Consider the following 14,657-nt stretch of genomic DNA (forward strand, 5'->3'; position numbering starts at 1 on the left):
TTACCTCCTTAAAATAACTTTCCTACTATCACCGAAGCAGAGTTACTCATTTGTCCCCCAAAATATTCTACAGTTTTTATTGTAGAAATATTAATTTGATTCCCATCAAAAGATATTTTTGGATGATGTGTTCCGTTGCCGTCAACAATCCATCCAGTAGGAATTACTATAATGTCACTACCATCATCTGGCACTTTATAGCTCCCTCCTAAAGAGTCATTATTAAACGCCTTTAATATTTTAAGGCGTTTCCCAATATAATTACTAGAATAAACAATTCGAGTCTCTTTATTATATACTTCTATACCAACGCCTGATTCAGATTTATACGGATACCCAAATACAACTAAGTTTTCTTTATACGATGAACACCCTCCAGTTATAATTTCATTTAACGAAACTGCTCCAGTATAATAATTTCCATAATTAGCAAAACTCCCTTTTTTAGTTTTCTTATTAATTTTATAGCCACAAACCATAGGCAAATCAAAATCATTATGAGTTTTTATATCATGAAAAATTGTACTCCCGCCAATATTAACAGTTCTCCAAATATCAATATCTAGTAAATATAACCCTTGAGTCTCATCATTAATTAAAACTTTATTGTCATCATTAATTATCTCGAAATAATTACTCATAATAGCCTCCTATCAATACGTTAAGTGGAGCTCCCTCATCATTATTAGATGGAGCATTCCACCACTTAAACACAAGACCATCGACACGACAATTTATAGACCGCCCTGCAAAACTAGAGTTTTTCCATTGACCAGAACTCATAACTAAATAAGTCAATCTATTAATCTTATATTTAGAATAAGAATAATCCTTTTGCCCGCTTCCGTAACAAGATAATGTTTCGAAGAAAAATACTTTATTTTCCTCTACTTCTGATTGCAAAACCCCTTGTTCATCAAACACCTGTAACCCCTGTGGCATATCCCGACCTCTCTTTCTTTGTTTTATAAAGTAAATCACAGCAATAATAATAGCGACAATCAAACTAATTGTAATTACCATATGCCCATCCTCACTCTCAATCGATTGTTATCGTCAAATACTTGGATTAAATTATCACTAATCTCAACACGAGCCCCACTAGTTTTAGTCCGTAAAAGACCAATCCTTGCTACAATGGCATCTAATGAGTTAATAGCCAATTTATCCGCTGTAATAGATTTAGCAGCGAGCATACGACCTACAATTACACCATTGGTAAACTCGGTTGTGCCGTCGATTTTTATGTATTTACCTGCTATTTTAATAGTCTCTTGCGATAGATTTATTTGAGATAAGATTTCATTTTTGCCGACTTTACTATCAATCCTAAAGTTAATACTATCACTTAGCTGAGTAAACCTCGATGCGATTTGAGCCACTTTATTAGTTACTGTAGTATTGATTGTATTATCTAGCAATGTTATGCGAGAGTTTACATTAGCTATTTTGTTATCAACACTGGCAGTAATGGAATCTGCTGATTGAGTTACTCGTGTCTCAATCATACTCTTAACACCAAGGTCGTTCGAACTCTTAATCCAACCAGTCCATCCGTTTTCATTGTAATGCCTATGCCAAGAAGTGTTTCCGTGAAACTCCGTGATATCCTGTGCTTTATATACGCCACTATATACTTTTAAGTAAAACGCATTACCTAAATCATCAGGTCTATGCTGTACATTAGGCACTTGTATATTTTGATACACAACATACAATCCGTCATCCATATAATTATTTAAGTCAATCGGTTTAGTTGCATCAATTATTGTAGCTATAACTTGTTTTATTGCTGTGTCAATCAGTCCTGCTTGTTGCGTGATTTGTGACTGTAATCCCTCTTTAGTATTTGCTACCGTAGCATTAATCGTATCATCTAACAACGTTATCCTAGAGTTAACCTCATTGAGTTTATTATCAACACTCGCCGTAATAGAATCTGCTGATTGGGTTACTCGTGTCTCAATCATACTCTTAACACCAAGGTCGTTTGAACTCTTAATCCAATCAGTCCATCCATACTCATTGTAGTATCTGTGCCAGCTTGTATTGCCGTGAAACTCCGTGATATCCTGTGCTTTATATACGCCACTATATACTTTTAAGTAAAATGCATTACCTAAATCATCGGGCCTATGTTGTACATTAGGCACTTGTATATTTTGATACACAACATACAATCCGTCATCCATATAATTATTTAAGTCAATCGGTTTAGTTGCATCAATTATTGTAGCTTTGACTTGTTTTATTGCTGTGTCAATCAGTCCTGCTTGTTGCGTGATTTGTGACTGTAATCCTGCTTTAGTATTTGCTACTGTAGCGTTAATCATATTATCCAACTGAGTTATGCGGGAATTTACATTAGCGATTTTGTTATCAATACGACTATCAACAGCATTATCTAACTGAGTTATACGGGAATTAATTGCGCCTGCTTCAGAACTCACAATTTTTTTAGCGGAAGTTGCGATACGAGAGTCAAGACTATTTAATGCCTGCTCTGTTTCCAAGCTTACAAGACCAACTCTATTATCAATATTAGTAATACGATTATTTATAGCTTGATATTGATTACTACCAGTCTCACTCACTTGACTGACTTTATTATCAATGTCATTAATCGCTGTTTTGATTTTAACCAACCCTAATGCCTCTTGGTCAATATATTTGGCATCGATTTTAAGCTCAACTGTAACCAATTGCTCTACTGTTTGCTCGCCCTCGCCAAACATATCGACATAAGCAACTCTAACGCCATACACACCACCCTCTAAAGCGATAAAGGTGGAGTTAGCAGTAACAAAATGCACCTCATCATCAATATAGATATTAGCCCCCTTACAACTACTTGGTATGGCACTAAATGCAATGGATATACCATTTAATTTAGCCTTAGCTTGTACAAATTGAGGTTGTTGTGGTTTTGGCACATTATACTCAACAATAGCAGGAGCACTATACCCTTTAACCGGATTATGAGCGTATAAATAAATCTTACCTTTACGGTTTGTTAAGGCATCTGTACTAAAGGTTGTATTATTACTACGACCAATTAATCCATCGACTTCGCCAGGATTCATATCGCTACGCACTTCATAGTAATCTACATCAGCATTACGAACTTCTAGCCAATTAAAATATGCCCTGTCGCTGAAAGCCACGGAAAAGCCTTGCGGTGTATTAGGTTTTTCAGACTTCATGACCACTTGAATAGATTTAGTCACGCCTTGTGAGTAATTACCATGGATATCCTTTACCTGGATGCGTACATCATAAGTCTTACCTAGTTCACAACCGCTAATTACGACTTGCCCATTACCTGTGCCGCCATATTTCCAATCTCCGTTACCTTCTCGATACCAACCTTCCGCCGTATCGAAACTACTAATATTAGGCGGGGTATAAGTAGCAATTACATCATAACTCTTAATGCCACGCCCTAAATCGTAATATTTAGTATACAAAGTAAGATTGCTTACCTCTGGTATGTAATAGGATCCAATAACATGCGTATAAACCTGTACATCAGCTAAATCTTGTTCTTGACCCCCAAAGATATTCATAGATGTACATTTAATATAAATCTTTTTACCTATATCCTCTGAGCGATATGGAGCCCTGAATAACGCCTCATCAATTCGGACTATTTCAGCCCCTGCACTATGACTTAATGCTGATGTACCATATTGTCCTCTTACTAAACCAGCTAATACATAAGTGCCATTGGACTGTAAGGTTGCCGTTTCGTATGATAAACATTCGCCATTAAGCCAACATACCGTGTTACCCCGTTCTGCATCTAAATGGGTACCGCTTTTTAATTCGCCGTGCTCCATTTTCACAGTGCATGTCGTACCTGTACTGGTTAATACACTGACTAACTTACCCATGCGCGCTTTTTGATTAATCGTACCAACTTGTTTGTACGCATCACCACTGTCCGACACCCATACATTACAACCACCCCAACCATTAGGAGCCGTAACACCCAGTAAGAGCTCATCACCCGCAATATCTCCAGGCGCTTGGATAATACTCAAATTAATGATACTTGGTGCAGACTGATTATAATCAACAAACGGCCGTTCGTTTTCATGCACGTCATATTTAGCCGGTGCATACGTACCAGGTGGTTTACCCACCGCTGTAATCTCGAGCTGACCGTCATTAGCTTCATTCACCGCTGTAATGACTACAACCTGCTTATTAAGCTGACAAATATCATCAGTAAGGGTAACTAAATCACCTGGTTCGAGTCTGCAAAAAGCCCAATCTAATCTAAAGGTATATTGATTCTTCGCATATAACTGCTTCATAGCTAGCTGTTCTGCTAGATACATAGCCCTTTTCTTAGTATACAAATAATGCGCCTGTTTTACACTAGCCGGACGTAAGCCATTACGTTGTACATCAGCAACTACCTCAAAGGATACAACTTCCTTCTCGTAGCTATTTGCACGGTTGATAAACTCTACACTAGCCTGGTTATAGCACTCACTGCTATCCTTACGGCTATATAAAACGAGTTGGCCATCGCTACCGGGTATCAAATCATCGTGAGTTAGATCATACTTAATTTGTTTATCTGGACTCCATCCACCGATAGCCTCATCAGCCAGTGGCTCAATTTTTAATTTATTATTAGACCAAAATAAATAGGCGTTGGTCATATCCGCAATGTCATTGATAATAGATTGTGCCTTTTCGGCTGACATGCTTGGGGGTGACGATATTAATAAATCGGCTGCTGCACAATATTTACGATAGTTATCCAAACCATCAATCTGCACATCACTCATACCTGCACTTTTTAGCACATGCAAGATATAATCAGCTGGATTAACGTCTACACCATCGCCAGTATTGAGCAACTTACCTCGTACCTCAAAATTGTAATTAGGCAAGCTCCCTCTATCACCTAAATCAACAACGCCGGCCATATAGGCCAGTCCTGAATAAGGTAATGCCTTTTCAGGGTGTTTACCTTGCACGTATGGCCAAGGGGCTTGCCCTGCAGTCCCTCTAAATAGACTCAACTGTATACTAGGATGAGGATAGTCATAGATTTCTTTATCTACCCATACTTTGCCCACCCCGCTAATAGGGCCCTCACATAATGCAAGGGCCGCTGCTACTGTATAGGTGTAAGTAATACTAGTATGCTTTGAGCCACCACCTTTACCAGTCCGTTGTGTTTGACGGTGCTCGTGTGCAGTAAAATCATCCCAGTAAATGACATTGCCTGATACACGGGTAGTCCCTAAAATATCAGGCACCACCTCGCCGTACGAGGCACTATTAATTTGGAAATCACCAATTTTATCAGCTCTAGTAGTCGTACTCTTACCACCACCAAATATAAAGCCCATTAGGGTTCCCCCTTTCCGTTAAATCTATAAATCTTTCGTAATCGGCTCTTACATGCATTATCATAAAACAGCACATCATCAAGTTTAGATAAAATAACACCTTGGTCAACAAAGGCATGTGCTACTACATTAGGACCAACTAAAATAGCACCATGACTTATACATCGCCCATATTGATATAGCAAAAAATCGCCAATCTGAGGTTCAGTTACCTCATAGGCGATTTTCTTAATATGCTTTATAAACTTTTCCTCTGAGCGATGTAAATGCCATTCGTTCGAGTAAGCTTCTATACGCAAATCCCCTTCGTGCAATAGCTTAGCTTCTAGTAACACACCTAAAATAAGATGAGCACAGTCGACACCTCGTCCTTTTACCATCGCATAATTCATGTAAGGGGTCCCAACCCAAGTTAACGCTGTTTTAGCGATTAATTCTCCTTGTCCCATTAGCGTATCGACTCCTTAAGTGGCACGTACGGTGTAGCCCTGTTGCGACTAAAATTGTTAAATTTGCTTTTGCATGTTGCTGGCGTTTTATCGCATCCAGGATAGATATATGCCTCATTATTAACTTGCGGCATAGCATCTGCTGCACTCATGAATATAATCTGATTATTTTGACTCCGCATAATTTGAGTAGATTGGCCAACTAATGGACCGTCAAGCCACTCAATGCCACCTGCATTATAGTATCCATCGGCAAATGTCGTATCAAAACGCACCTCATGAGCGCTAATAACCGTTGTTACCTTAACACGCTTGCGATACCGTTTAATATCTACCCCACAATCGCTGTCATAAATACAATATGGACATTGTGGATAATATCGACGTACTGGATACTCTACATTAAGCTTTTGCACTGTAGATTTAACATCGAGTTGTAAGGTAAGACCTCCACCTTTTTTAACCTCAACAAGCCCCTCAAATAAATCAATCGCATCAATGACTTGGCCATTATCCTCGAAAAAAGCCCTCCTAAGCTTTAATGTAGCCCCGTCAAAACCACCGTTATGAGCCACAGCCATAATTGGCACACCACCAATACGGTCCTCTTGATTACAATTAATCGTGACTGTCAATTTATCTACACTCACAGTAGAGCTTGTTTTAATCTGATTACGAGTAATGATTGGCCCATCAGCACGATACGTCCTACCACCTAGTTTTACGTCTACATCTGTAATTGCCCAATAATATGCTACTCCACTTTTGAGTACCAATTCGTACAAATCGCAACTCAAAAATGATTTTTCTTGATTCAAATGCACTTCTAATGCTTCACTCACTTGTTTCATCGTACCGTCACCAACTTCATTGATTTAGATTTATAAATGTTCTTATATTGCAACTCAGCCGTAAACTCATCACCACTTAACCTAACTTTCCAGTAGTACTTATAATCTGCCGTGATAATAGCGGTAGGTGATACGGTAGCCGTTGTAGTGATTAACCCTTTATCAACCCTTACACTGCCTACTTTTTGCCCATCAGCATATAAAACTACATTTTCAATGTATTCTACTGGTTCTAGGTAATCGCCCATCCTGCGCATGGCTTGCCACCTACCATCACTGCCTACACCAAGCCTAATGCCCTTTTCCTCATAATCTTCTGGATCTAACCATAAAAAGGGTTGATGTCCACCTTTTATACTAGCAAAAAAGCCCATGAGCGTTTTATATTGTGCCGGGGTCAGATAAGCAAAAGCTGTAGTAATTGTATATTGTGGACGTTGCCAGGTTGTTAAGGTGCGGACTTTACCCGCACCGGATGTCTTTACTACCGTATTCCACTTTTGAGATTTGCTACTCTTCCATTCGAGGGTATTAATGTTTGGAAATTTCTTCAATTGTGCCATTACCATACCCCCGTTTCTGCTGTAAACTCTCGATTATTGTCATATAAATATTGTTTAATAGCTTGCCCACCTTTCGAGCCTAACCAAGACATAAAAGATTCAGCATCTATAGCAGATACATTAAATGTAACAGGAGCTTGAGTTGCAATACTACTATCAAAACTACTCGACCGATTAATATCGCCTCCATCTGAAAAAGTAGGGATAACTCCTTGATTAAGCATATTAAGCGTTGGTTGTCCTAACTCTTGTGCTGCTCGAGCATTAATTACATATTCACCATTGGATAGCATAGCAGGAATGCTATCTGATGTACTAGTGCCAGTTCCTTTAACAGCTCCACCACTAGCAAACGCACTAGCTGCGAACAATTTAGCCATTGAAAGCTGTCCTGCAACTAATGCACCTGCACCAGGCGCTGCCCAAGGATTTGATTCAATCACCGCCGCCGTAGCATTAGCTGCCATAGCTCCCGTTTTAGCTGCTTCTGCACTTGCCTCTTGTCTAGCATTTTGAATTGATTGTTGACTTGTTGCTTTATTTAATGCCTGAATTATGCCTAGATTCGCAATCCATTTTTGCAATACACCTTTAATTAATGTAGTCATTAACGACGATGCTAAACTTTTAAAGGTTTCTGACAAACTTTGGCCTTTAATAATACAATCAGTAAGTCCTGCAGCTAAACCATCTTGCAACTGAATGGCCATCTCAGTATATAAGGCTTTCATATAATCGCCCCATTCAACAGCTTGTAACATTAACTGATCATGCCAAATTTGTCGCTGTTGACTTAATAATTCTTCGTTGGCGAGAATGGATGCATAACTTTCACCAGTTACCTCATCTTTTTCAGCCATCATACTCATATAACTAGACAATTCTGTTTTTTGATTTGCAAGCTTCTCTTGTAAATGCGCCTGCTCCAAAACAGTTGCACGGCTGTAATATGTTTTTAACGCGTCACTTTGAATTTGAGCAATTGCAGTTTGTGCAGCTTGTTCAACAGCTACTTTATTATCAGCTACCGATTTAGCTATTGCTAACGCTTCTGCTTTATTTTCCTCATAATTAACTTTAATATTAATAGATTCCTGAGTAAGGCGTTCAATCTTAGCTTGTTTATCTGCTTCAGATAGTTGTGGCTTACCGTATGATTTTCCTGATTCAGGAGCCTGTAATTTAGCAATCTCCTGTTTAATGCTTGTTAACTTTTCTTTCATGGCTATAGTTTTTTCGCCAGTTTTTGCATATTTCTCTGCTTCTTCTGTCGCTTTTTTAGCGTAAGATTGATACTTAGCTAATTCATTCCCTACATCTTCCGCTTGTTGCTTTGCTTTTTCTAATACTTTTGCATACGCACTAATTTCGGATGTATTAGCTTTTGACTTAATTTCAAAAATAATTTTCTGGACTTTATCTTCTTTGCCAGCTTTTGCAACGTTAAAAGCATGTGTAATTTCACTAAATCCACCAGCCGAAAAAGTAGGAACCTGACCTGAGTTAATAGCATTTAACGCTGGAATTCCAATAGTATTAACTGCCTTAGCATTAATTACATATTCACCATTGGATAACATAGCAGGAATGCTATCTGAGCGCCCTGTTCCGTGTCCATTAACACGCCCACCACTCGCAAAACCGACAATTCCGCCATTTTTACGCTTAACAGCACTCGTACTAGCAGAATTACTTTCAATTTTATTAATTATGAAATCAATAGGATGTGCTAATGCTTGTTTTAATGAATTGAATTTATCTGATACCCAATCAATAGCTCCGCCAACTGCATTTCTAATATTTTTAGAAGTATTATCTATCCAGCTATTTATACTGTCCCAACAGCGAATTGCAACTTCCTTCACTTCATCCCAGTGCATATATAACATCACTAATGCTGCTACAATAAGACTTACTGCTAATAATATAGGATTAGCAACTACCGCAGCTTTAAATGCTAACGCGGCCATTTTTGCTGCAATAAAGCCATTCTTTACCGCATTAATTACCGTAACTGTAGTTGCAATACTTGCAATAACTGCAATTAAATCTTTCACAGCCGTCTTATTTTCTTCAACAAATTGCTTTATTTCAACAAAGACTGCAACTACAGTATTAGCCATAGATCCTGCTGCCGGGCTAACAAGAGAAATTTCATTAAGAATGGCATCTCCAATATTAGCATTCGTTGCATTTGCTTTAATATTTTCAATATGCCCCTTAGCTTTTTCTGCTAAATCTGAAAATTCTGCTAAAATACCGGGGACATCAAAAGCCTTACTAATAATATCACCAACACCAGCCATGCTATTAGTAATCGTTTCTTGCAGATTAGAAAATCTACCCATCAAAGAATCACTCAACGAAGCAGCCGCTCCCTCTGTTTTTTCCTTCATTGCATCGAATAAAGTACTCATGGCCTCTCGCGTTAAATCTCCACCTCTAGCCATATCCTGCAAGTCAGCTACTGACACACCCATTTTTTGACTCAATAAATCCCAAGCAGGTAGTCCCGCTTCTGTCAATTGCATCATTTCTTCTGCAGAAATTTTGCCTTTCATTTGCATTTGTGTGAGTGCTGTATTTACCCGGCCTATTTGTTCGGATGTTAACCCCCACGCAGAGCCAGCATCAACTATAGTTTGCATTTTAGCTGCTGCACTCTGTGCAGAATCACCGATATTTACCCAAGCGCGCGCCATTGGCATCAACTCATTAGTATCATAGGCTGATGCCTCTCCAATCGCTTTTATATCGTTAATAAGCTGTTCGGCCCCCGCACTACCAAGATTAAATGCAAGTCCCTTTTTTAATATTTCAAGGTTAGCACTAGCTTGCAGTGCTTCTTTAGCAAATCCAGTAATAGCGCTAACTGCAAAAGCACTCACCACTGCATTTCTAACACTACTTAACACGCTCTTAAGTCCTGACACCTCATATGTAGCATTTTTAGCCTCAGTTGCAATAGGCTTTACAGTATCATTAAGTTTTATCGATTTTAAGGCCTTAATATTCGCTTTTAATTGATCTATTTCACTATTGGCTTTTCCTGCCTCAAGCGTCATTGTTATATTATTGCTTTTGAGATTCTTAATCTCACTTTCCAGATGTTTTATCTTAGTATTGGCCTCTTTAACATCAGCATCAACACGTGGTTTAGATACTTTAGAATCTAGTTTATCTAAGCCTTTTTGCAATCGACTAAGCTCATTATTTATGTTGTTAGCATCTGCAGTTATTTTTACATTTATTTCATGCTTAGCCATGTCTTTTCCTTTCTGCTACTTCAGCAAATCTTCTTAATGATTCTTTTTTAGTATCTGATACTTCGACAGTAAAATCATCAGGCAATAATTTCTTAACAGATACTGCTTGTTTAGGCGCACGGTACGATGTATTAATTAAAGGAGTGGTAATAAACGAACCAATAAAAATACGTTGATTTTTCATGCGTCTAGCATATCCTTCTATTCGCCTATTAATCTCATAAGGAGTTAATTCTAATATTTCACTACCGCTAAGCTGTAATTCTCCGTAACAAATAGGTAAAACAGTGTGAATATAATCGACGATACTTCTAATTACTTTTTCTTCTGCTTTACCTGTACTTCGTTTTTTACAGACGACTCCTTTGGATCTAACACAGAAAGGCCGATTTTATTTAGAAGTTCATTAGAACCTTTAGGACCTAACAATCCACTTGTACCAATAAGTGCAAAAAATAAATTAATTAAACCTGGAATTCCATATCGCTTCAAAAATCCTGCACAAATACTTGAAGCTACACTTTCTTCAATGGCATTTCCGCCTTTTGCCCCATTTAACCCAATACAAAATGCTTTTGTCAAAATCGTTAAATTAGGAGTCTGCCCAGCTCCTGCTAACTCAATAATATTTAACCCAGTAAAGGCTTCTAATTCTAACATGCCTTGCAATGTAAAAAGGAGAGCGTGTTCGCTCCCCCCTATCTGTACAAAAACTTTACGAGATATTACATCATATCGTTTTATAAAATCTATATTTGTTTCATTTTTATGCATTAGCTGTCCCCTTTACATCATCTACAGTCGTTTTACCACTATAAAACTTAGGTTCTCCAATTCCTTTTAATGTGATAGAAAATGTAGCCATATCATCATGTGGAGTCTTATCACTAAATTCTGTAATATTATACCAATTGCGGTCTGCAGTCCCATCAATTGCATACCGGCAAATATCAACTGATTCGCCTTTCAAAAACGCCTCTTTTACTGCCTTAATGCCATCATCAGACTTACAAAGAATACCTTCTAAAGCAAGTTCGGTTGATTTGATACCTGCATATGATTCTCCCCAGCCATTACTAGCTTTATTATTCGCATCAATTTCGTCAGCACTCATAGAAAAATCTGCTGTAGTTTGACCACCGATTAAAGTCCATTTAGGCGAATCCTCAGTTGCACCAACACCAAAATTAATGTATAACAGTACCTCTTTGCCTAACAATTTATCGGCTGTTGCGGTTCGTTTAGCACGTACTTTATTTCCTACTACTGGTTCTGCCATATTAATCACTCCTATTCATCATAATATTCAACTTCTAACGTAATTACAGCTACACCGATAGTAGAAATGCCCGCTGGTGTAGCAAATATTACCTTTTTTACATGGCTATCCATAGCCCAATCATCTAATGTATATTCATTACGTAAAACTTCACACACATCCATAGCATAACCTTCGATTTCATTTGTTATACCTTTTGGGTTTGGACAAATAATTTGAATCGTGTATGTTGCCATGCCTATTTCACAGCCTTTATTTTGTTTCTCATATGAAATAGTGTCACAACAAATGTATGCGGTTAATTCTTTTGGATATGTTGGTCCCAATACCTCTTGTTTAAATGGTATATGAGGTAGTTTTTCTGATAAAATAGCATCTATTGCATCAGAAATGCGCGATATCGGAATCATGCTCTAGTCAGGGATATAACCCCTACACCCCCCTTACCTTGTTGGTTAACACCGTCAATAGCAAAGTCCGTATAACTTAATCGCTTCTCGATGGTTGTTACCATATCAGCATATAATTTATACTTCTGCAAATAGATATCATCTTGACGATGTCCATCTACCATAACAGTCGTATCACTACCAACCATAGCTAATGCTCTTTCTCGACATGCAATCGCAGCCCCTAATCGCACAACAGTAGTTTTAGCTGGTAACATAATTTCATCATCAGATAAACCATATGTTTTTGCTAACCTGTGTAAATATTCATTGGCAAACAGGATATCACTAGGCTCACATACTAAGATATTATCTGTAATATCTGAAAAATCAATGTAATCCATAAGACCCTCCTATACTTTAAAGGCTACACTTACAGATTTATCAAAGCGATTAATAATATCTTCTTTCTTTTCCTGCAATGCATTAGTAATAAAACGGTCTGCAAGGGTGCCTGGATGATTCACACGTTTAGCAAATATAAAACGACCTCCTGCGGTCCACCGTAAGGCCATTTTATGAGTAGGGGTGATAATTCGTTCTTTTGTACCTTCGTGCAAATAAACAGTAATTTCTCTATTAGTGCCAACGATACCCTCCCAATGTCCTCCGCTACCACTTACACTAGAGGTAATAGAACGCTCAGCCTCTCCAGTCCTTGTTTTGAAGTTATGGTTCTGCCGAGCGTATTCTTGTACCTCTTTTACGGATATCTGCATGGCCGATTGCAAGCGACTTTCTAAATTTGACTGAATTCGCTCTAAAAATTCCACCTGATATCACCTCTATGACTATTTATTATTAGCGGTTAAACATGCTAAAGCTTTTGGTTGTACTACTTTAGCCCCAAACACCAATAAGCCACGGATTAAGTCTGCAAATCGCTTTTCTTGTCGTAATGCTTCTGTTTCTACTAATTGCTGTGCAAAAGAGATAGCCGAAGAATTACCTGCCAAGATTTTATATTTACCTCCAGCCGTAGATACAATGTTATTAGAGGTATACAAATCAAACCCTGCTGCTTTACCAATAAAACCATTAGCCAACTTATCATCTGTTGCAGTAGTACCTGCTGCAACAAAACGTGCATCTTTTAACATCATACCTTCAAACCAGGATGGTACTACAGCAAAACGACCAGTACGAGGTACATTTTCATCATCAAGTGCAGTTTTTAAGTCAACTAAATTTTCATAGGCGGATTCTGGAGTAATAACAATTGGTGTTGTATCATCCCCTACTTTGATTTTTGCTTCTTTATGCATGCTTGCAATAAAACGGTCAACAGTATCAGCTAATGCATAAGCTGCACGTTCCATTGCACGATCAACTAATTCAACATTAGCTTGTGCTTTATCAATATCCTCTACACCAAATGCATAATATTTAGATTGGTCAATAATTAATTCAATTTGTTCGCCATCAATTGCTTCTACTGCGATATCCGTATTTTTTTTATAATCTTTTACTGTAATATCGCCAATTTGATTAATTTTAACGCGATCACCCTGTGATGTAATATCGCCTTCATAATCACGATTACACAGGTTAGCGAATACTAGGTTTTTATCTAAGTGTGCTAATAAACGTCCTTCCCATAATGTAGGGATAAAATTAGAAATTGCCATTATTCAGTCACTCCTTTTTTAATAGTCTCCCAATTTGCATTAATTTCAGCTGGAGACATATTTTTTAAATCTTCCATAGAATACATTTTCTTTTGATTAGAACTGCTAGTACTACCAGCGCCCGGCTGAGATGTATTTTTAACAGCCCATAAATTTTCTTTTAACCACGCATTTACACCGTCTTTTACATCGATTTCAGAGTCGCCTTGTTTAAATGCGATACTTTCATCATCTTTTACCACAACATTAGGAATTAATAGACTCGCAAATGTATCTGGTTTTATGGCATGTCCTTCATTAAGTGCAGAAATAAGTTGAGATTTAATCGTTGTTTGGATACGTTTATCTCGTTCCTGTTTAGCTTTTTCTTCCGCTTGGGTCATTTTATCAGTTAACTCTTTAACTTGCTTAGATAACGCCTCAAACTGAGCGCCCATTGTTTCAGGCTTTTGCCCGGCTGCTTTTAATGCAGTTAATGTTTCATTAATCCCCTTAATTGTTTCGGGTGCTTTTGCAGGGTCATCAATCCCTAATAAGCCCAACAATTCTTTTTCTTTATTTCTACGAGCAGCACTTTCAGTTCGTAAATTACCAATCTCCTGCTGTAAATCAGCTACCATTTCAGCACCATTTTCTGTAGCGGCTAACGCTGCAAAAATTTCTTTCAATTGATATGCCATCACATACCTTCCTTTCTGCCATCCTGGGCATAAAAAAAGACCGTTCTTTAACGTCTAACGGCAAGCGTCTAGCTCTAAAGACTATTATTTTGTGTACTAAAAAACCGCCTACATACGTAA

15 protein-coding genes are annotated in these 14,657 nt (G+C 37.9%); all 15 read right to left on the reverse strand.

The genetic code is table 11. The features are described 5' to 3' along the window. Nucleotides 1–8: 8 nt before the first annotated feature. The 15 genes from DYE54_RS04035 to DYE54_RS04105 all read right to left on the reverse strand — a co-directional run bounded on the left by DYE54_RS04035 (nucleotide 9) and on the right by DYE54_RS04105 (nucleotide 14,537). Nucleotides 9–641 carry a hypothetical protein gene (locus DYE54_RS04035; protein WP_115310033.1) on the reverse strand — a complete coding sequence of 211 codons (633 nt, stop codon included), beginning with the start codon at nucleotides 639–641 and terminating at the stop codon, nucleotides 9–11. Further along, nucleotides 634–1,023: a hypothetical protein gene (locus tag DYE54_RS04040; RefSeq protein ID WP_115310034.1), complete on the reverse strand. Its 390-nt coding sequence runs from the start codon at nucleotides 1,021–1,023 to the stop codon at nucleotides 634–636. Before DYE54_RS04040 ends, DYE54_RS04035 begins: the two co-directional genes overlap by 8 nt. Then, on the reverse strand, nucleotides 1,017–5,372 hold the full coding sequence (locus DYE54_RS04045; RefSeq protein ID WP_115310035.1) for a phage tail protein: 4,356 nt from the start codon (nucleotides 5,370–5,372) through the stop codon (nucleotides 1,017–1,019). The genes DYE54_RS04040 and DYE54_RS04045 overlap by 7 nt, the downstream gene beginning before the upstream one ends. Then, complete coding sequence (locus tag DYE54_RS04050; protein WP_115310036.1) at nucleotides 5,372–5,821, reverse strand: NlpC/P60 family protein; 450 nt, start codon at nucleotides 5,819–5,821, stop codon at nucleotides 5,372–5,374. Before DYE54_RS04050 ends, DYE54_RS04045 begins: the two co-directional genes overlap by 1 nt. Continuing rightward, entirely contained in the window at nucleotides 5,821–6,672 is an 852-nt protein-coding gene (locus DYE54_RS04055; RefSeq protein WP_115310037.1) for a DUF2163 domain-containing protein, read from the reverse strand. The genes DYE54_RS04050 and DYE54_RS04055 overlap by 1 nt, the downstream gene beginning before the upstream one ends. Beyond that, nucleotides 6,669–7,235: a DUF2460 domain-containing protein gene (locus DYE54_RS04060; protein WP_115310038.1), complete on the reverse strand. Its 567-nt coding sequence runs from the start codon at nucleotides 7,233–7,235 to the stop codon at nucleotides 6,669–6,671. Before DYE54_RS04060 ends, DYE54_RS04055 begins: the two co-directional genes overlap by 4 nt. Next, nucleotides 7,235–10,501, reverse strand: coding sequence for a tape measure protein (locus DYE54_RS04065; protein ID WP_115310039.1), 3,267 nt, complete (start codon nucleotides 10,499–10,501; stop codon nucleotides 7,235–7,237). The genes DYE54_RS04060 and DYE54_RS04065 overlap by 1 nt, the downstream gene beginning before the upstream one ends. Continuing rightward, nucleotides 10,494–10,685, reverse strand: a complete 192-nt coding sequence (locus tag DYE54_RS10320) for a hypothetical protein (RefSeq protein ID WP_245935687.1) — start codon at nucleotides 10,683–10,685, stop codon at nucleotides 10,494–10,496. Before DYE54_RS10320 ends, DYE54_RS04065 begins: the two co-directional genes overlap by 8 nt. Nucleotides 10,686–10,816: 131 nt before the next feature. Beyond that, nucleotides 10,817–11,275, reverse strand: coding sequence for a hypothetical protein (locus DYE54_RS04075; RefSeq protein WP_115310041.1), 459 nt, complete (start codon nucleotides 11,273–11,275; stop codon nucleotides 10,817–10,819). Next, entirely contained in the window at nucleotides 11,268–11,780 is a 513-nt protein-coding gene (locus tag DYE54_RS04080) for a phage tail tube protein (protein WP_115310042.1), read from the reverse strand. Before DYE54_RS04080 ends, DYE54_RS04075 begins: the two co-directional genes overlap by 8 nt. Before the next feature lie 11 nt (nucleotides 11,781–11,791). Continuing rightward, entirely contained in the window at nucleotides 11,792–12,190 is a 399-nt protein-coding gene (locus tag DYE54_RS04085) for a hypothetical protein (RefSeq protein WP_115310043.1), read from the reverse strand. Beyond that, entirely contained in the window at nucleotides 12,187–12,573 is a 387-nt protein-coding gene (locus DYE54_RS04090; RefSeq protein ID WP_115310044.1) for a hypothetical protein, read from the reverse strand. The genes DYE54_RS04085 and DYE54_RS04090 overlap by 4 nt, the downstream gene beginning before the upstream one ends. Nucleotides 12,574–12,582: 9 nt before the next feature. Beyond that, complete coding sequence (locus DYE54_RS04095) at nucleotides 12,583–13,002, reverse strand: hypothetical protein (RefSeq protein WP_115310045.1); 420 nt, start codon at nucleotides 13,000–13,002, stop codon at nucleotides 12,583–12,585. An 18-nt stretch (nucleotides 13,003–13,020) separates the two neighbouring features. Beyond that, nucleotides 13,021–13,857 (reverse strand): phage capsid protein, encoded by an 837-nt coding sequence (locus tag DYE54_RS04100; protein ID WP_115310046.1) that lies wholly within the window; start codon nucleotides 13,855–13,857, stop codon nucleotides 13,021–13,023. Further along, the gene (locus DYE54_RS04105; protein WP_115310047.1) at nucleotides 13,857–14,537 is read right to left on the reverse strand and encodes a hypothetical protein; all 681 of its coding nucleotides are present in this window, start codon (nucleotides 14,535–14,537) and stop codon (nucleotides 13,857–13,859) included. The genes DYE54_RS04100 and DYE54_RS04105 overlap by 1 nt, the downstream gene beginning before the upstream one ends. Between the last annotated feature and the right edge of the window lie 120 nt (nucleotides 14,538–14,657).

It is taken from the genome of Veillonella criceti (genome assembly GCF_900460315.1).
GTDB lineage: Bacteria > Bacillota > Negativicutes > Veillonellales > Veillonellaceae > Veillonella_A > Veillonella_A criceti.